This is a genomic window from Streptomyces sp. AcH 505 (genome assembly GCF_000818175.1).
Lineage (GTDB): Bacteria > Actinomycetota > Actinomycetes > Streptomycetales > Streptomycetaceae > Streptomyces.
This window is the reverse complement of sequence record NZ_JTIY01000001.1, coordinates 1,562,294-1,578,981: the sequence shown is the minus strand read 5'-3', so window position 1 is coordinate 1,578,981 and position 16,688 is coordinate 1,562,294. Positions and strand designations below refer to the sequence as shown.

General features: G+C 70.8%; 18 protein-coding genes, 1 tRNA gene and 2 pseudogenes. 13 read left to right on the top strand and 8 right to left on the bottom strand.

Going from position 1 to position 16,688, the window contains the following annotated elements; translation table 11 throughout:
- From HY68_RS43545 to htpX, 9 genes and pseudogenes are all read left to right on the top strand, one after another.
- Positions 1-250, top strand: a pseudogene (locus HY68_RS43545) (NADH-quinone oxidoreductase subunit C); the annotation flags it as partial.
- Positions 247-1,215 (top strand): complex I subunit 1 family protein, encoded by a 969-nt coding sequence (locus HY68_RS07315; protein WP_041985856.1) that lies wholly within the window; start codon positions 247-249, stop codon positions 1,213-1,215. The pseudogene HY68_RS43545 and the gene HY68_RS07315, both read left to right, overlap by 4 nt.
- A gap of 59 nt (positions 1,216-1,274) precedes the next feature.
- On the top strand, positions 1,275-1,805 hold the full coding sequence (locus HY68_RS07310) for a 4Fe-4S binding protein (RefSeq protein WP_041995359.1): 531 nt from the start codon (positions 1,275-1,277) through the stop codon (positions 1,803-1,805).
- Entirely contained in the window at positions 1,802-2,392 is a 591-nt protein-coding gene (locus HY68_RS07305; RefSeq protein WP_041985853.1) for an NADH-quinone oxidoreductase subunit J, read from the top strand. The genes HY68_RS07310 and HY68_RS07305 overlap by 4 nt, the downstream gene beginning before the upstream one ends.
- On the top strand, positions 2,392-2,742 hold the full coding sequence (nuoK, locus tag HY68_RS07300) for an NADH-quinone oxidoreductase subunit NuoK (protein WP_041985850.1): 351 nt from the start codon (positions 2,392-2,394) through the stop codon (positions 2,740-2,742). Before HY68_RS07305 ends, nuoK begins: the two co-directional genes overlap by 1 nt.
- Positions 2,739-4,745, top strand: a complete 2,007-nt coding sequence (locus HY68_RS07295; protein ID WP_041985847.1) for an NADH-quinone oxidoreductase subunit L — start codon at positions 2,739-2,741, stop codon at positions 4,743-4,745. Before nuoK ends, HY68_RS07295 begins: the two co-directional genes overlap by 4 nt.
- A 27-nt stretch (positions 4,746-4,772) precedes the next feature.
- On the top strand, positions 4,773-6,380 hold the full coding sequence (locus HY68_RS07290; protein WP_041995357.1) for an NADH-quinone oxidoreductase subunit M: 1,608 nt from the start codon (positions 4,773-4,775) through the stop codon (positions 6,378-6,380).
- A complete protein-coding gene (locus HY68_RS07285) occupies positions 6,377-8,023 on the top strand; it encodes an NADH-quinone oxidoreductase subunit N (protein WP_041985844.1) in 1,647 nt (548 codons plus the stop codon). The genes HY68_RS07290 and HY68_RS07285 overlap by 4 nt, the downstream gene beginning before the upstream one ends.
- Positions 8,024-8,184: 161 nt before the next feature.
- Complete coding sequence (gene htpX / locus HY68_RS07280; RefSeq protein WP_041985841.1) at positions 8,185-9,048, top strand: zinc metalloprotease HtpX; 864 nt, start codon at positions 8,185-8,187, stop codon at positions 9,046-9,048.
- 22 nt (positions 9,049-9,070) lie between these two features.
- Here the strand turns inward: htpX and HY68_RS07275 are convergent, their stop codons facing one another.
- Complete coding sequence (locus tag HY68_RS07275) at positions 9,071-9,490, bottom strand: YccF domain-containing protein (protein ID WP_041985839.1); 420 nt, start codon at positions 9,488-9,490, stop codon at positions 9,071-9,073.
- A gap of 200 nt (positions 9,491-9,690) precedes the next feature.
- Between HY68_RS07275 and HY68_RS07270 the strand changes: the two genes are divergently transcribed.
- Positions 9,691-9,963: a GlsB/YeaQ/YmgE family stress response membrane protein gene (locus HY68_RS07270; RefSeq protein WP_041985836.1), complete on the top strand. Its 273-nt coding sequence runs from the start codon at positions 9,691-9,693 to the stop codon at positions 9,961-9,963.
- Here the strand turns inward: HY68_RS07270 and HY68_RS07265 are convergent.
- The 3 genes from HY68_RS07265 to HY68_RS07260 form a co-directional block, all read right to left on the bottom strand.
- A complete protein-coding gene (locus tag HY68_RS07265) occupies positions 9,920-10,642 on the bottom strand; it encodes an alpha-ketoglutarate-dependent dioxygenase AlkB (protein ID WP_041985833.1) in 723 nt (240 codons plus the stop codon). The genes HY68_RS07270 and HY68_RS07265 overlap by 44 nt on opposite strands.
- Positions 10,643-10,745: 103 nt before the next feature.
- Positions 10,746-10,868 carry a hypothetical protein gene (locus HY68_RS46020; RefSeq protein WP_277816753.1) on the bottom strand — a complete coding sequence of 41 codons (123 nt, stop codon included), beginning with the start codon at positions 10,866-10,868 and terminating at the stop codon, positions 10,746-10,748.
- Between the two features lie 32 nt (positions 10,869-10,900).
- Complete coding sequence (locus HY68_RS07260) at positions 10,901-11,404, bottom strand: hypothetical protein (protein ID WP_041985831.1); 504 nt, start codon at positions 11,402-11,404, stop codon at positions 10,901-10,903.
- Between the two features lie 324 nt (positions 11,405-11,728).
- Between HY68_RS07260 and HY68_RS07255 the strand changes: the two genes are divergently transcribed.
- Positions 11,729-12,484 carry a hypothetical protein gene (locus HY68_RS07255; protein WP_041985828.1) on the top strand — a complete coding sequence of 252 codons (756 nt, stop codon included), beginning with the start codon at positions 11,729-11,731 and terminating at the stop codon, positions 12,482-12,484.
- Between the two features lie 236 nt (positions 12,485-12,720).
- Here HY68_RS07255 and HY68_RS07250 read toward each other — a convergent pair whose 3' ends face one another.
- Positions 12,721-13,209: a YajQ family cyclic di-GMP-binding protein gene (locus tag HY68_RS07250; RefSeq protein ID WP_041985827.1), complete on the bottom strand. Its 489-nt coding sequence runs from the start codon at positions 13,207-13,209 to the stop codon at positions 12,721-12,723.
- Positions 13,210-13,428: 219 nt separating this feature from the next.
- On the opposite strand from HY68_RS07250, the gene HY68_RS07245 reads away from it, so the two are divergent.
- Positions 13,429-13,510 (top strand) — tRNA-Tyr (locus HY68_RS07245).
- 262 nt (positions 13,511-13,772) lie between these two features.
- On the top strand, positions 13,773-14,771 hold the full coding sequence (locus tag HY68_RS07240) for a glycoside hydrolase family 64 protein (RefSeq protein ID WP_041985824.1): 999 nt from the start codon (positions 13,773-13,775) through the stop codon (positions 14,769-14,771).
- Between the two features lie 140 nt (positions 14,772-14,911).
- Here HY68_RS07240 and HY68_RS07235 read toward each other — a convergent pair whose 3' ends face one another.
- From HY68_RS07235 to HY68_RS44835, 3 genes and pseudogenes are all read right to left on the bottom strand, one after another.
- Entirely contained in the window at positions 14,912-15,457 is a 546-nt protein-coding gene (locus tag HY68_RS07235) for a GyrI-like domain-containing protein (protein ID WP_241778490.1), read from the bottom strand.
- A gap of 81 nt (positions 15,458-15,538) precedes the next feature.
- Positions 15,539-16,198 (bottom strand): NAD(P)H-binding protein, encoded by a 660-nt coding sequence (locus HY68_RS07230; RefSeq protein WP_041995353.1) that lies wholly within the window; start codon positions 16,196-16,198, stop codon positions 15,539-15,541.
- A gap of 67 nt (positions 16,199-16,265) precedes the next feature.
- A pseudogene (locus HY68_RS44835) lies at positions 16,266-16,688 on the bottom strand (hydrolase); the annotation flags it as partial.

Genomic DNA, 16,688 nt, shown 5'->3' with positions numbered 1-16,688 from the left:
GGCCGACACCGCGACGGGGGAGCGGCCCGAGCGGCCCGTACGCCGCGCCCGCAGCGTGTCGGAGGGCTCGGCGAGCCAGCAGGCCCCGGCCGCCGACGCACCCTGGCGCGAGCCGAAGCCGGAGCCGAAGCCGGAATCCAAGCCGGAGCCGAAGCCGGAATCCGGTGACCGCCCGGACACGGACCGCCCGGACACCGACCGCCCGGACACGGACCGCCCCGAGACCGACCGCCCCGGAGGAGACGCGTGAATGACGTGCTCGACGTCGTCCTGCGGCTGGTCGTCGTCTTCGTCGCGTTCCTGGTCCTCCCCCTTGTCGTCGGGCAGACCGAGCACAAGGTGATGGCCCATATGCAGGGCCGGCTCGGCCCCATGCACGCGGGCGGCTTCCACGGCTGGGCCCAGCTCGTCGCCGACGGGGTGAAGTTCGCGCAGAAGGAGGACATCGTCCCCGCTGCCGCCGACCGCCGCGTCTTCCAACTCGCCCCCGCCGTCGCCCTGCTGCCGTATCTGATCGTGCTGATCGCGATCCCCGTCGGACCGTCCGGGAGCGCCGTCGGTCAGGCCGTCGACGCGGGCATCTTCTTCGTCCTCGCCGTACTCGGCGTCGGGGTGCTCGGCTCGCTCATGGCGGGCTGGGCCTCGGCCAACAAGTTCTCCCTCCTCGGCGGGCTGCGCACCGCCGCCCAACTGCTCGCCTACGAGCTGCCGATGCTGCTCGCCGCCGCCTCCGTCGCGATGGCCGCCGGCACGGTCTCGCTGCCCGGCATCCTCGACGCCTTCGCGTGGTGGTGGGTGCCGTGGCAGATCGTCGGCGGTGTCGTCTTCTTCGTCGCCGGGCTCGCCGAACTCCAGCGCCCGCCCTTCGACATGCCGGTCGCCGACTCCGAGATCATCTTCGGTGCCTACACCGAGTACACCGGGCTGCGCTTCGCCCTCTTCCTGCTCGCCGAGTACGCGGGCATCGTCGTCCTGTCCGGGCTGACCGCCGTCCTCTTCCTGGGCGGCTGGCACGGTCCCTTCGGCGCCGAAGGGCTCGGCTGGGTCTGGACCCTGCTCAAGACCGCCGTGCTCGCCTTCGTCGTCATCTGGCTGCGGGTGAGCTATCCGCGGCTGCGCGAGGACCAGTTGCAGAAGCTCGCCTGGACCGTCCTCATCCCGCTCGCCCTCGCTCAGATCGCCCTCACCGGCATCGTCAAGGTGGTGATCACCTAGTGGCTCCTCCGATCCCCGGCAGCGGCCTCGCCAAGGGCCTGGCCGTCACCCTGCGCACGATGACGAAGAAGACCGTCACCGCGCAGTACCCGGAAGCCCAGCCCGAACTCCCGCCCCGCAGCCGTGGGGTGATCGGCCTGTTCGAGGAGAACTGCACGGTCTGCATGCTCTGCGCCAGGGAGTGCCCCGACTGGTGCATCTACATCGACTCCCACAAGGAGACGGTCCCGGCCGCCGCCCCCGGCGGCCGTGAGCGCAGCCGTAACGTCCTCGACCGGTTCGCCATCGACTTCGCGCTCTGCATGTACTGCGGTATCTGCATCGAGGTCTGTCCTTTCGACGCGCTGTTCTGGTCACCGGAGTTCGAGTACGCGGAGACCGACATCCACGAGCTGACCCATGAACGCGACAAGCTCCGCGAATGGATGTGGACGGTCCCCGCGCCGCCCGCGCTCGACCCCGGCGCCGAGGAGCCCAAGGAGATCGGCGCCGCGCGCAAGGCCGTCGACAAGGCCGAGGCCGCCCGGCAGTTGGCGGAGCAGCGGGACGAGCAGCCGGGAGAACAGCGGGAAGCGGGGGCGGGCGAGTGACCCTCGCCGCGACCGCGACCGCAGCGGCTGCCACCACCGGACCCGGCTTCCTGTCCCCGACGGGCGTCGAGATCACCTTCCTGCTGGTGGGCCTGGTCACCTTCGGCGCCGCGCTCGTCACCGTCACCACCAAGCAGCTCGTGCACGCCGCGCTCTGGCTGATCGTGGCGCTCGGCGGCCTGGCCGTCGAATACCTGCTGCTGACGGCGGAGTTCATCGCTTGGGTGCAGGTCCTGATCTACGTCGGTTCCGTGGTGGTCCTCCTGCTCTTCGGTCTGATGCTCACCAGAGCCCCCATCGGCCGCTCGCCGGACGCCGATTCGGGCAACAGGGCCGCGGCCCTCGCGGTCGCCGTCCTCGCCGCTGCGGCCCTGGTCTGGGTCGTCGTCGACGCGTTCCGCACGACCTGGATCGATCTGGACGGACCGGCGCAGGGCTCCACGAAGGTGTCGGGGCAGATCCTGTTCCGGCACTGGGTGCTGCCGTTCGAGGCGCTGTCCGTGCTGCTGCTGGCCGCGCTCGTCGGCGCGATCGTCCTGTCCCGCAAGAAGAGCCGTGCCGCCAGCGGTGAGGAGCAGCAGCGCTGATGCATCTCGTCTATCCCGCCGTGCTGGCGGCCCTCCTCTTCTGCACGGGCGTCTACGGGCTGCTCGCGCGCCGCAACTCGATCCTCGTGCTGATGTCGGTCGAGCTGATGCTCAACGCCGTCAACCTCAATCTGGTCGCCTTCGACGCCTGGCTCCGCGACACCCTGCACGCCGGCCAGGCGCTCACCCTGTTCGTCATCGCCGTCGCAGCCGCCGAGATCGGCATCGGCCTGGCGATCGTCCTCGCCGTGTACCGCAACCGCGGCACCTCGGACATCGACCGGCTCCGGGACACCGCCGAGGCGGGCACGCCCGACGGACCCGCCGAGAATGCCGAGGCCAGCGCGTGAACACCACGACCCTCGCCGTGCTCGTCCCGCTCCTTCCGTTCCTGGGCGCGGCGGCCGGGCTGCTGCTCGGCCGTACCGCACCCGAATTCGTCCGCCCGCTGGCCGTCCTGCCGCCGCTCGTCTCCGCCGTGCTGGCCGTGCTCGTGGCCGTACGGCAGGGCGGCGGCGCCGGTGGCGGCAAGGCACCGCTGGACGCGGCGACCCAGCTCACCCCGACCGGCTCGGTCCCCGTCGACCTGGCCCTGCACATCGACGGCTTCGCCGCGCTCGTCGCCGTCCTCGTCGCCGTCGTCGCCTCCTGCGTGCAGATCTACTCGACGGCCTATCTGCGCGACGACGCCCGCTACCCCTCCTACGCCGCCCTGGTCTCGCTGTTCACCGCCGCGATGCTGCTCGTCGTCTACTCGGGCGACCTGATGGTGCTGCTGGTCGGCTGGGAGATCATGGGCATCTGCTCGTACTTCCTCGTCGGCCACTACTGGGAGACGCCCGAGGCGCGCGCCGCCTCCCTCAAGGCGTTCCTGGTCACCAAGCTCGGCGATGTCCCCTTCCTGATCGGTTTGTTCGCGCTCGCCGCCGACACGGGCACGTTCCGCGTCACCGGCGTGCTGACGGCCGTCGGCAACGGCGAACTCGACCATCCGACGCTGATCGCGCTGCTGCTGCTCGCCGGTGTCGCGGGCAAGTCGGCGCAGTTCCCGCTGCACACCTGGCTGCCGGACGCGATGGCGGGCCCCACGCCCGTCTCCGCGCTGATCCACGCGGCGACCATGGTCGCCGCCGGTGTCTACTTCGTCGCCCGGCTCCTCCCCGTCTTCGCCGCCTCACGGGCGGCCCTGGTCGTCCTCGCCGTCATGGCCGCGGTGACGATGGTCGGCTCGGCGCTCGCCGCGCTCGCCCAGGACGACATCAAACGCGTCCTCGCCTACTCGACCCTCGGCCAACTCGGCTACATGACCGGCGCGCTGGCCGTCGGCGACCGCGGCGCAGCCGTCTTCCACCTCCTCGCGCACGGCGCTTTCAAGGCCCTGCTCTTCCTCGGCGCCGGTGTGGTCATCCACGCCGCCGGCACCAACTCGCTCGCCGCCATGTCCCGCATGGGCGGTCTGGCCAAACGCATCCCCGACGCGTACTGGACGATGACCGTCGCCCTGCTCGCACTCGCCGCGATCCCTCCCTTCGCCGGCTTCTTCTCCAAGGAGTCCGTGCTCGGCGCCGCCGAACACGCCGCCCTCGGCGACTCCGCGCTCGCCCCCGGGGCCGCGGGCTGGACCGTGCTCGTCGCCGGTCTGGTCACCGCCCTGCTCACCGCCGCCTACGCCACCCGGCTGTGGCTGCTGGCCTTCCACGGCCACGGCCCCGAGGCCGTGGCCCACGGCAGACAGCCCGTCGCCATGAGCGCCGTCCTGTGGGTGCTCGCGATCCCCACCGTCGGGCTCGGCCTGACGATCGGCTACCTCACGGACTGGTTCGACGGACACAGCCTCGCCCCCACCCTCACCACCTCCGTCCTGGGCACGGGAGTCGCGCTCGTCGGCGGGCTGACCACCTACGGCAGTTGGAAGCACACCTCGGCCCTCGCGGCGGGCAGTCCGATGGGCGCGGTCTCCGCCCACCCCGACGCCGAGCCGGCCCTCTCCGAGGAAGAGGCCATCGAGAGCCACCGGGCCGTCTACGGCGACATCGCCGGCTCGTACGACCCCGCCGACCCCGGCCGGCTGCTGCTGGGACGGCTGCACCGGCACGCGGCGGCGGGCTTCCACCTCGACGCCCTGTACGGCGCCCTCTTCGTACGCCCCGTCCTCGCGGCGGCCCGGCTGGTCCGCTTCCTCGACCGCGAGGTCGTCGACACGTACGTACGCGGAGCGGGCACCGGCACCCGCTGGCTCGGTGCCGCCGTACGCCGGGCGCAGACCGGCAACGTGCAGTCCTACCTGAGCGCCCTGCTCGCCGGCTCGCTCGTCCTGGCGATCGCCGCCGTACTCGTCGCCGCCGGAGCGTGAGCCGTGATCGATATCAGTGAGTCCGTGATGCAGGCCCTTCTGGCGTTGATCGTCGCCGGGCCGCTCGTCGGCGCACTCGCCGCCCTGCTCCCGGCACCCCCCGGGCTGCGCGGCAAGAGCCCCGACCAGGCCGTGCTCCGGCACGGCGTCGTCGTCACGGGCGTGATCCTCGCCGCCGCGATCGTGCTGGCCCTGGGCTTCGACCGCGGCCACGGCCACGCGTCGAAGATGCAGGCCACCACGGACATCAGCTGGATCGCGGCACTGGACGTGCGGATCCATCTCGGCATCGACGGCATTTCGCTCCCCCTCCTCGTCCTGACCGCGCTGCTGACCTTCCTCTGCGCGCTCTACAGCTACTTCAAAATGCCGCAGGGCCCCTCGCCCAAGGCATTCGTCGCCCTGCTGCTCCTCCTCGAATCCGGCACGCTGGCGACCTTCGCCGTCCTCGACCTGATCCTGTTCTTCCTGGCGTTCGAGATGGTGCTCGTCCCGATGTACTTCCTCATCGCCCGCTGGGGCGGCTCGGAAGGCGTGGCGGGCGGCCGGGAGGCCGCTGCCTGGAAATTCATCCTCTACACGCTGCTCGGTTCCGTGGTCATGCTGCTCGGCCTGCTCCTGATCGGGATCAAGGCCGGCACCTTCGACATGGTGGCACTCGCCACTGACAACGGCCGTGGGCTGAGTACATCCGTGCAGGTCATCGCCGTTCTCGCGATCGGGATCGGGCTCGCGGTCAAGACCCCGATGTGGCCGCTGCACAGCTGGCTCCCGGACGCGCACACCGCCGCCCCGACCGTCGGCTCGGTCCTCCTCGCCGGGGTCCTGCTCAAGATGGGCACGTACGGATTCGTCCGGATCGTCCTGCCCGTCGCCCCGCACGGGATGCACACCTTCGCGCCGTACCTCGCCGCGCTCGCCGTCGCCGGCATCATCTACGGGTCCCTCGCCTGCCTCGCCCTCGCCCGGCAGGGCGCGGGCGGCGACCTCAAGCGGCTGATCGCGTACTCGTCCGTCGGCCACATGGGCTTCGTCCTGCTCGGCATCGCGACCATGACCCCCACCGGGGTCAACGGCGCGCTGTTCGCGAACATCGCCCACGGCCTCATCACCGGCCTGCTGTTCTTCCTCGTCGGCGCGCTCAAGGACCGCTACGGCACCGCCGACCTCGACACGCTCGCCGGCGCCACCGGCGCGGCCCTCTACGGCCGGGCCCCCCGGCTCGGCGGCCTTCTCGCCTTCGCGGCCGTCGCGTCCCTCGGACTGCCGGGACTCGCCGGATTCTGGGGCGAGATGCTCACGATGTTCGGCGCCTTCGACCCCGCCGACGGGCTCAGCCGCCCCGCCTTCCTCACCTTCATGGCCGTCGCGGGGATCGGCACCCTGCTCACCGCCGCGTACCTGCTGGTCGTCGTACGGCGCGTGTGCATGGGCGCCGCCCCCGGAGCGGCGGCGCAGGGCGCGCAATCCCAGCGCGCCCCGCAGGTGCCGCACCTCCCCGACGTACGCGGCTACGAGTTCGCCGCCTGGACCCCGCTCGTCGCCCTCACCGTCCTCGGCGGTCTGTGGCCCGCGGTCCTCCTCGGCCTCACCGATCCGGCCGTGCAGAAGCTCCTCGCAGGAGGCAAGTCGTGACCGTGGCCGCAGAGACCGCAGGGAGCGCCGCCGGGCTCACCCAGGCCGCCGGGCTCGTCCAGTCCGTCGACTGGCTGGCCGTCGCGCCCCCCACCATCGCCGCGCTGGCCGCGCTGATCGTCCTCGTCGCCGACCTGTTCGTCCCCGAACACCGCAAGCGGCTCCTCGGCGGCATCACCGTCGCCGGGCTCGTCGCCGCGCTCGTCATGCTGCTGCCGCTGCGCGCCGGCGACCGCTCCACCTTCTGCCTCGCCGACGACGCCCACACCTGCAGCTACACCGCCGACCACTTCGCCCTCGTCATCCAGCTGCTCGTCCTGGGCGGGGCGCTGCTCACCGCGCTGCTCTCGCTCACCGACTCCACCGACCCGGCCGACCCCGACCTCGCCGGAAAGCCGCCGCTGGGCGAGTACTGGTTCCTGCTGCTCTCGTCGGCCGCGGGCGCCGCCCTGCTGCCCGCCGCGCGTGACCTCGCGACGCTCGTCGTCGCCCTCGAAGTGGCCTCACTGCCCGCCTTCGCGCTCGTCGGCATCAAGCGCGGCGACGGGCGCTCGGCCGAGGCGGCGCTCAAGTTCTTCCTCTCGTCGGTCGCCGCGACGGCCGTGATGCTGCTCGGCGTCAGCTTCGTCTACGTCACGACCGGCTCCCTGCACCTCACCCGGATCGCCGCCGAACTGGACCACGTACCCGCCCAGTTCCAGACCCTCGCCCAGGCCGGCGTCGCCCTCACCCTCGTCGGCTTCGCCTTCAAGACGGCCGCAGCGCCCTTCCACTTCTGGGTCCCCGACACCTACGTCGGCGCGCCGCTGCCCATCGCCGCCTATCTGTCGGTCGTCAGCAAGGCCGTCGGCTTCTCCGGGCTCATCCTGGTGACCGTCGTCGCCTTCCCCTCGTACGCCGACGAGTGGGGCCCCGTACTGGCCGTACTGGCCGCGCTCACCATGACCGTCGGCAACGTCGCCGCGCTGCGCCAGTCGGCCACGCGCGCGTGGAGCGCGGTCCGGCTGCTGGCGTGGTCGTCGGTGGCCCAGGCCGGGTATCTGCTCGTCCCGATCGCCGCCGCCGGATACGCGGGCGAGCGGCGGATCGGCTCCACCGTCGCGTACGCCCTGATGTACGCCGTGGTGAACCTCGGCGCGTTCGCCGTCGTGGCCCTGGTGGCCCGTACGAAGCCGCTGAACCGCATCGCCGACTACCAGGGCCTGTACGCCCGCCGCCCCGTCGTCGCCGTCGCCATGGGCTTCTTCCTGCTCTGCCTGGCCGGCCTGCCCCCGGGCGTCATCGGCCTCTTCGCCAAGGTCACGGTCTTCGCCGCGGCGGTCGACGCGGGCCTCGGCTGGCTCGCCGTCGTCATGGCCGTCAATGTCGTCGTCGCGCTGTACTACTACCTCCGGTGGACGGCGACCCTGTTCCGCCCGGCGGTCGAGCAGGAGGGCGGGGCCGTACCGGGCGGGAGCGGGGCCGTACCGGGCGAGGGCGGGGCCGTCGCAGGCGCCGAAGGACCGCAGGCGGTCCTCCAGCCGGCGGTCCTGCGCGCCCCGGCGGCCGTCACGGCCACCATCGCCCTGACGGCGGCCGTGGCCGTCGCCCTGTCCGGTGCGCCCCAGCTCGTCCTGCGCTTCGCCGACACCAGCCTTTTCTGAGGGCCGCGCCGCGCTCCCCACCACCCGTACGGCGTACGACGGCCGCCGGGGGGCAGGGGAACCCGTACCCGCCGCCTGGCGTTGACCAGTACGGAAGGGTCCACTGAAGAGTGGAGGAGCACCGAGCAAGGGTTCCCCTGCCGCAGATTGGAGGGCGTACCGTGCACCGTCGGCACAACGGGCTGAGAACAGCCGTACTTCTCGTCGGACTGTCCGCGCTGATCGTCGTCATCGGCGGTCTCTTCGGCAGGACAGGACTGATCGTCGCCGTCGTCGTGGCGCTCGGTACGAACGCGTACGCGTACTGGAACAGCGACAAGATCGCGCTGCGCGCCATGCGCGCCCGCCCCGTCAGCGAGTTCGAGGCACCGGACCTCTACCGCATCGTCCGCGAGCTCTCCACGGCCGCGCGCCAGCCCATGCCCCGGCTGTACATCTCGCCGACCCAGGCGCCGAACGCGTTCGCGACCGGACGTAACCCGCGGAACGCGGCGGTCTGCTGCACGGACGGCATCCTGCAGATCCTCACCGAGCGCGAGCTGCGCGGTGTGCTCGGCCATGAGCTGAGCCATGTCTACAACCGGGACATCCTGATCTCGTCGATCGCCGGAGCGCTCGCCTCGGTCGTGATGTTCCTGGTGAACTTCGCCTGGCTGATCCCCTTCGGCCGCTCGGACGACGACGAGGGCCCCGGCATCTTCGGCTTCCTGCTGGTCATGCTCCTCGGCCCGCTCGCCGCCTCGGTCATCCAGCTGGCCGTCAGCCGCTCCCGCGAGTACGAGGCCGACGCGTCGGGCGCGCAGATCACCGGCGACCCGCTGGCGCTCGCCAGCGCCCTGCGCAAGCTCGACGCGGGTACGAAGCAGCTGCCGCTGCCGCCGGAGCCGAGGATCGAGGCGGCGAGCCACATGATGATCGCCAACCCGTTCCGTCCGGGGCAGGGCTTCTCGAAGCTGTTCTCCACGCACCCGCCCATGGCGGAACGTATCGCCCGCCTGGAAAAGATGGCAGGCGGCCGGCGCTGACCGGACCGGCCCTGACCGGCATCTACCAGCCCGATGTCGTCCTGGTGGCCGCGAACCGCTCGTCCGACGGGACGACCTCGCGGCCCAGCGGCATCAGCGAGATCGGGATCAGCTTCAGGTTCGCCCAGCCGAACGGGATCCCGATGATCGAGATGAAGAGCGGGATGCTGGTGAGCAGATGGCCGAGGGCCAGCCACCAGCCGGCGAAGACCACCCAGATCACGTTCCCGATGAACGACGCGTCGCCCGCGTCGGGACGCTCCACGGTGGTGCGGCCGAACGGCCACAGCACGTAGCCCGCGATGCGCAGCGACGCGATGCCGAACGGGATCGTCACGATCAGCACGAAGCAGATGACCGCCGCGATCACGTACCCGATCGCCATCCAGATCCCGCAGAAGATCAGCCACAGGACATTGAGGATCAGCTCCAAGAGCTTCATGATCGCGCGCCTTCCGTGTATGACATCCGTCGTCGCCGCTCACAGCCAGTATCAGGCCGACCAGGGCCCGAGCGATACCGGGGCCGGTTGTCAGTGGCGTGGTCCACGATGAAGACGCAACCGATGCATGACTCAACTACGTCTCTGTGGGCAGCAGGAAGACGCATCGATCAGCACGCGACGAAAGATGAGGTCATGCCATGGGCATTGTCGGCTGGATCATCCTCGGACTGCTCGCCGGGGCCATCGCCAAGATCCTGCTTCCGGGCAAGGACCCGGGCGGTCTGCTCGGCACGATCGTCGTCGGCATCCTGGGTGCCTTCGTCGGTGGCTGGATCTCGGCCAAGTGGCTCGACCACCCGATCAGCAAGGACTTCTTCGACGGCCCGACCTGGCTCGCCGCGATAGGCGGGGCGCTCGTCCTGCTGATCATCTACCGGCTGCTGTTCGGGAACTCGACGTCGCGTCGCTGAGGCCCGTCTCGCGCAGGGTGATGTTCAGCCGCCCGCCGGCCATACCCGTCCCGGGACCCGCCGTCCCCGGGTAGACCTTCGGCACGCCGTGGTAGGCGAAGCGCGAAGGCCCGCCGAAGACGAAGAGGTCCCCGGACGCCAGCTCCACGTCCGTGTAGGGCCGCCCGCGGGTCTCCGGGTTGCCGAAGCGGAAGACACAGCTGTCACCGATGCTCAGCGACACCACGGGCGCCCCGCACTTCTCGTCCTTGTCCTGATGCAGCCCCATGGCGGCGCCGCCCTCGTAGAAATTGATCAGGGCGGTGTCGGGCGTGTAGACGGAGTCGTACGAGGCGCCGGCGGGCGGACCTTCGCCCTTGGGGTCGCCGTACGCGTCGGCCAGCGCGGCCCGGCCCAGCTCCACGAGCCATCCGGGCAGCTCAGCCACCCGCGCACCGTTCACGTCCCCCGCCGTGCGGGTGTACCGGTACGGCTGCCAGTGCCAGCCCAGACACACGGTCTCTACGGACATGACGCCGCCACCCGGCAGCACGGTGTGCCGGATCGGCACGGGCCCACGCGCCCAGTCCCGGCAGGCCACCACCAACTCCCGCTGCCGCGCCTCGGACAGCCACCCGGGCACATGCACGGCGCCGGGCGCGAGAACGGCCCGAGGCCGAGGAAAAAGCTCCCCGTTCACACCCGGCTCCCCTCAGCCCCACCCAACCGCCCGAAGCCGCACAACGAGGGCCACCGAGAAGTCACTTCCCGGCGACGCCGAGGCCGACGGCAACGTCCGCAGGTCAGGGCTTGGGCGGAACGACGAAGCCACGCACGGGTCGCGCATCGCCCGACTCACGCCGCTGCTCGGCGGCCTGCTTCATGGCCTTCACCAGGTCCGCGTAGCGCGGATCGATCCACTCCATGGCCCTCACCCCTTCCGCAGTGACTGGCGAGCCTACCCGCCCGCAGGCGGCTTCGGCCTCGGCATGGGTGTGATGGGCCCGCAGCCACCGGGCGGCGTGTGCCACGTCCGCGCGCCGACCGTGATCCGGTTGTCCCCGGGACCCCGCCACAGCTCTACGTCGACCGCGTAACCGGCCTCGGTGATCTTCGCCAGGGTATGGGCGATCCTGTCGGGGCTGTATCCGGACGGTTCGGGCCGCTGCGGGTAGTGATCGACGAACTTGCCGAGACGGTCGCACAGCTCGGCGTACAGGGCCGTGTGGAGGATGAGGGCATGCCACCCCTCGTCGACCACGGGGGAGGGCGCGATGTCCGCTGTCGGGAAGCGGGCGGCCGTGCCCACGAACGCGAGTGCCTGGGTGACGATACGGCTGGCGAGCGACGTAGCCATGTCCGGGTTGCTGTCCATCAAGGTGGCACGGACGTCGGCGAAGTCATCGCCGGTGAGTAACGACCGCGCATCCCGTACGGCGGCCTGATGGATGGTGGTACTCATGTGTTTCTCCCTCAGTTGATGGAGCGGAACCCGTCTCGGCCGTCGACCTGTCCAGGGTTGGGGCGGTCGAGACGGGATTTTCGGTTCTGGCCGGCGACGCGAAGGACGCAGCTGTCGGCCGGAGGATCGGGAGCTGTTCGGCACGTGTTCTGCCGGGCCGGTCAAGCGCGCCCGGTGGCGGCGCGGTCAGGCACTGGGTTCGTCACGCCTTCAAGATGACGCCTCGGACCTGTGTTGCGCGGCGTCGATATGGGCGTCAAAGCGGCGACCTACGGGGCGTCAAAGCGGTGTCATTCGCGGCGGGTTGGGCCTACCGTGGACCTCATGACCACACCGAACGCCACGCTTCGGGCCGTGCGCATGGGAATGCTCATGTCCCAGGACGACTTCGCCCGCGCAGTCCGTGACGCAGGCACCCGCGCAGGTCAGCCCAACGACGCCAACAAGCGCCTCGTACAGCGCTGGGAGTCCGGCTCGACCGCCGCCCCTCGCCCTGTCTATGCGCGCGCCCTTGAGTCGGTCACCGGGCTCCCGATCGAATCCCTCGGCTTCGCCATGGCCGTTCCCCTGGCTCGTGTCTCAGGCGACGGACACGGCGGGCACGACGTGGAACCCTCCGAGAGCGGTATCACGCCTGCGGCCCCCGCCGCCGAGCCGCGACCGACGAGCAGCAACTACTCGGGTGTCTGGCTGTCGCGGTACGAGTACTTCTCCAGCGGGCGCGACGCCTCGTTCACCGGCCTGCACTACGTCGTCGTGCTGCAGCACGGCAACCGGCTCTCCGCGCGAAGCCTGCCCGGCTCGTCGGACTCACCGCTGACAATGGATCTGGAGATAGACAGCCACGTGGCGACAGGGACGTGGACCGAGCAGACGGCATCGGACGGCTACTACCTCGGTGCCCGCTACCACGGCGCGATCCAGCTGCTCGTCGAGCCGACGGGCCGCCGCATGGCCGGCAAGTGGGTGGGCTTCGGCAAGGAGTTCGACGTGAACACAGGACCGTGGGAACTCGTCTTCCAGAGCGCCTCCACGAACAAGGCCACCCTGGAGTCGTACAACCGGCGCCCCGGCGCCTGATCCCGCGGCTCTCAGCGAGGAGGCGCGCTGCCCGTCCCGGAGGGAATGAGAACACGCGGGCCTGCGGGACTGGAGTACAGGCCGACGGTGCAGGCCGTCGGGCCGCTCGACAGCTGCCCACATCCGTGGGCGGACGGGGAGGACACGACGCGGGCCGCGGCGGAGCCCTCGGCGATGTGCCCGCGTGGTGCCCTCCCGCCATGGTCACTGCTGGTTGGTGCAGCTCAAGCCACCGGTCAGCGGTAGTTGACGAACTGCAGCGCGAAGTCGAAGTCCTGGCCCTTGAGCAGTGAGATCACGGTCTGCAGGTCGTCCCGGCTCTTCGAGCTGACCCGCAGCTCGTCGCCCTGCACCTGCGCCTTGATCCCCTTCGGGCCCTCGTCGCGGATGATCTTCGCGACCTTCTTGGCGTTGTCCTGAGAGATGCCCTCCTCGATCGAGGCGAAGATCTTGTACTCCTTGCCGGACAGCTGCGGTTCACCGACGTCGAGCGACTTCAGCGAGATTCCGCGCTTGATCAGCTTGGACTGGAAGACGTCGAGGATCGCCTTGACCCGCTCCTCGCCGTTCGCCTCCATCAGGATCTTGTCGCCGGACCAGCCGATCGAGGCTCCGACGTTCTTGAAGTCGTAGCGCTGCTGGATTTCCTTCGCGGCCTGGTTGAGGGCGTTGTCGACCTCCTGCCGCTCGACCTTCGAGACGATGTCGAAACTGGAGTCGGCCATGTCCTGTGGCTCCTTGTATCGGGTGCTTGTGGGGTGATCGTCCTGTGCTCCAACGACGAGCCGGCCGCCGCCGGCCGCCGCCGTCAAGCCTAGTCAACCGAGCGGCCTGCGACCGCTGATCAATCGGGTGGCGGAGCACCCCCGGGCATCGGGTATCGTTTACGTCGTTGCCACGGAGCACCGCCCACATGGGCCGCTCCAACCGGCAGTAAATCCCATGGCGGTGTGCCCGAGTGGCCAATGGGAGCGGACTGTAAATCCGCCGGCTTAGCCTTCCCAGGTTCGAATCCTGGCGCCGCCACACGGAAAACGACGGCCCCCGGTTCGCGGAGACGCGGAGCGGGGGCCGTCGTCGTGTTGTGCCCCCGCGGGGGATCGGTCGGCGCGCGTGTATTGACAAGGACATGTAACACGCGTGAGTCTCGAAGAGAGCGCTCTCACGTTCCGGGTCCGGTCCCCACACACCGGCTGGGCGTGACGTGCTTCCCCGAGGTCGGACGTGGTCGCCACCTGGCCGGCGGCCCGTAGTGTCCGCAGCCGTCCATCCGTGCCAGGGAGGACACATGCCCCCCACAGCAACGTCCGCGTATTCACGCCGACGCTCCACCTATCTGATCGCCGCCATCGCCATGGCGCTCCTCGCGATGTGCGCCTTCGCCACCTCAGCCCCGTCCGCGCACGCGGTCAGCGCGTCCGCCGGCGGGTCCGCCGAGGCGAGTGTGGCTGCGGGTGACCCGCCGCCGGACTCGTTCTGGGGCGACACCAGCACCATCCCGCCCGCCCAGAACGTCCTCACCGTCAAGGTCCTCAACAAGACCAACGGCCAGTACCCGGACGACCAGGTGTACTGGAGCTTCAACGGCCAGGTGCACTCCATCGCCGAGCAGCCCTACATCGACATGCCGGCCAACTCGGCCGGCCGGATGTACTTCTTCCTCGGCGCGCCCGACAGCAAGTACTCCGACTTCATCGAATTCACCGTCGGCGACGACGTGTTCAACGGCAACACCACCCGCGTCGACGCGTTCGCGCTCAAGCTCGCCATGCGGCTGCACGCCAGCGACGGGTACGACGTCCAGGTCGGCGAGGACTACCAGACCTTCCAGCAGTCGAGGGAAGCCACCTTCCAGCAGTTCAAGGACGAGGTGCCCACCGAGTTCAAGGGGCTTGCCGACGTCGAGGCGCCGTACCGCATCCCCGCGCCCGGCAGCGCCCCCGACTTCCGGGCCGGCGGCCAGTACGCCGACTACTTCACCAGCTACGCCCAGTCGGTCGGCGTGAACGCGCCGACCTCCGACATCACCGGCTGCGCCGGCGTGCTCGCCAACGACCCCGGTATGTGCTCGGCGCTCAACCGCCATGTCGCGCAGCTGCCCCAGTCGGACTGGTCGACGCCCGGCCTGTACTACCAGGACGCCCCGGCGAACTACTACGCCAAGTTCTGGCACGACCACTCCATCAACAACCTCGCGTACGGCTTCCCGTACGACGACTACGCCGGCCAGTCGTCCTTCGTCTCGCACGGCGACCCGCAGTGGCTTGAGGTCGCCGTCGGCTGGTAGTCGCAACAGCACCTGAGGGACGACCACCCGCATGACAGGGCCCCCGATCCGCCGGGACGCGGATCGGGGGCCCGTGCGTTCGCACACAGCGCCGCGCGGCGGTGTTCGCACACAGCGCCGCGCGGCGCCGCCGCCGTACGTCAGTTGACGCCGATCCGGTCGAGGTCCGCCAGCCGGAACGCCAGCTCCGTCTCCCACTTGGCCGTGTCCGGCTCGTCCGCCGGGTCCGTCAGGTACGACTCCATCCGGCAGCCCCAGCGCTGCGCGCCGGCCTCCTCCGTCATGTCCCACTCCAGGCCCTCGCCCGCTGCCCAGTCCAGCAGCCGCCTGGTCGCCCCCACCAGCCCGTCGGGCGACCCGATGTGGGTCAGCGTCGCGTAGTGGCCGGCGGGCAGGGTGCCGGCGGTGATCTCGCCGTCCGGCTCGGGCAGTACGGCGACCGGCACGCCGGCCTCCACCTCCAGCTCCGCCGCCATGTCGACGGTCCGGTAGCGGAAGAACACCGGCCCCGCCGGTTCCAGGCCCTGGTCGCGCAGCCAGCCGATGACCTTCGGCAGCTGGTGCGCGACCTCCGCGAGGCCGCCCATCCGGACGGACCTGCCGATGGCCACGTACGGCTGCTCCTGGCGCCGGACGACCACCGGCGGCCGGGTTCCGCTCATCTCGTCACCCATGACCTCGCTCATGCCTTCGTCCCTGTCGTCGTTGGTACTCAGATACTCACGGTCGATGCCGACGACAGGGACGACCGCCCGGGGTACCGGAACTCATCGGTCCTCGGCGACTTCCTTCACCGCGTCAGCCACCGGCGTCGTGCCGCCGATCAGCTCCAGCGTCAGCTTCCCCGTCCCCGGGGTCGCCAGCAGCTCGGCGATGACCTCCGCCACGTCCTCGCGCGTCACCTCGCCCCGGCCCGTCGACTTCGCCAGCCGCACCCCGGCCATGGCGTCGTCGTTCGTCAGGGCGCCCGGCCGCAGCACCGTCCAGTCGAGACCCTCCCTGGCCCGTACGTCGTCGTCAGCCGCGCCCTTGGCCCGCAGATACGCGTCGAAGATGCCGTCGCCCTGGTGGTTCGCGTCGGCGCCCATCGACGAGACGATGACGTAGCGCAGCACACCGGCCCGCTCGGCCGCGTCCGCGAAGAGCACCGCCGCCGCCCGGTCCACCGTGTCCTTGCGCTCCGTCGTGCTGCCCGGGCCCGCGCCCGCGGCGAACACCGCGGCGTCCGCGCCCCGCAGCGCCTCGGCGGTCTCCTCGACCGAGGCCGATTCCAGGTCGAGGACGACCGGTTCGGCGCCCGCCGCCCGCAGCTCGTCCGCCTGTTCGGGGTTGCGGATGATGCCCGCCACCTCGTGTCCGCGCCTGGCGAGCACCCGCTCCAGCCGTAGCGCGATCTGACCATGTCCTCCGGCGATCACAATTCGCATGCTCACGACGGTACGTCGGGGACGCCCACCGCGCGCCCGGACGCGGCCACCGGGACACCGGCACCGCTCACGCCCCCGGGTCCGACCCCGACCGTCCCTGCCGCGGCAGTTCCGTCACCACCGCCGTCGCCGAGTCGCAGTACTCCCGTACGGCACTGGTCCGCGCCACCACCCGCCCCCGGTGGATGACGATCCTGCTGTACGCCTGCGACAGCACGCCCGCGATCCGCTCGCCGCGCACCGCCAGCAGCTCGGCGGGGAACCCCGCCTCCACCCGCACCTCACCGAGCCCCATCGCCGCCCGCGCCGCCGTGCTCACCGCGCCGTACGCGTCGGCGGGCCGCAGCCCGCTCTGCGCCGCCAGCAGATAGCCCGCCTCCAGCGGGTCCCCGCGCCCCACCGGGTTCGACACGTCCCGTAGCGCCCCGCTGCCCGCCGCCAGCCGCACCCCGGCGCTCAGCAGCAGCCGTACGGGCGCGACGCCCCGCTG

Bases quoted from the DNA above. Each gene is read 5' to 3' on its own strand.
- HY68_RS07310 (WP_041995359.1), top strand. From the start codon at position 1,275: ATGACGAAGAAGACCGTCACCGCGCAGTACCCGGAAGCCCAGCCCGAA.
- nuoK (WP_041985850.1), top strand. From the start codon at position 2,392: ATGCATCTCGTCTATCCCGCCGTGCTGGCGGCCCTCCTCTTCTGCACG.
- HY68_RS07290 (WP_041995357.1), top strand. From the start codon at position 4,773: ATGCAGGCCCTTCTGGCGTTGATCGTCGCCGGGCCGCTCGTCGGCGCA.
- HY68_RS07275 (WP_041985839.1), bottom strand. From the start codon at position 9,490: ATGAAGCTCTTGGAGCTGATCCTCAATGTCCTGTGGCTGATCTTCTGC.
- HY68_RS07270 (WP_041985836.1), top strand. From the start codon at position 9,691: ATGGGCATTGTCGGCTGGATCATCCTCGGACTGCTCGCCGGGGCCATC.
- HY68_RS46020 (WP_277816753.1), bottom strand. From the start codon at position 10,868: ATGGAGTGGATCGATCCGCGCTACGCGGACCTGGTGAAGGCCATGAAG.
- HY68_RS07260 (WP_041985831.1), bottom strand. From the start codon at position 11,404: ATGAGTACCACCATCCATCAGGCCGCCGTACGGGATGCGCGGTCGTTA.
- HY68_RS07255 (WP_041985828.1), top strand. From the start codon at position 11,729: ATGACCACACCGAACGCCACGCTTCGGGCCGTGCGCATGGGAATGCTC.
- HY68_RS07250 (WP_041985827.1), bottom strand. From the start codon at position 13,209: ATGGCCGACTCCAGTTTCGACATCGTCTCGAAGGTCGAGCGGCAGGAG.
- HY68_RS07240 (WP_041985824.1), top strand. From the start codon at position 13,773: ATGCCCCCCACAGCAACGTCCGCGTATTCACGCCGACGCTCCACCTAT.
- HY68_RS07235 (WP_241778490.1), bottom strand. From the start codon at position 15,457: ATGAGCGAGGTCATGGGTGACGAGATGAGCGGAACCCGGCCGCCGGTG.
- HY68_RS07230 (WP_041995353.1), bottom strand. From the start codon at position 16,198: ATGCGAATTGTGATCGCCGGAGGACATGGTCAGATCGCGCTACGGCTG.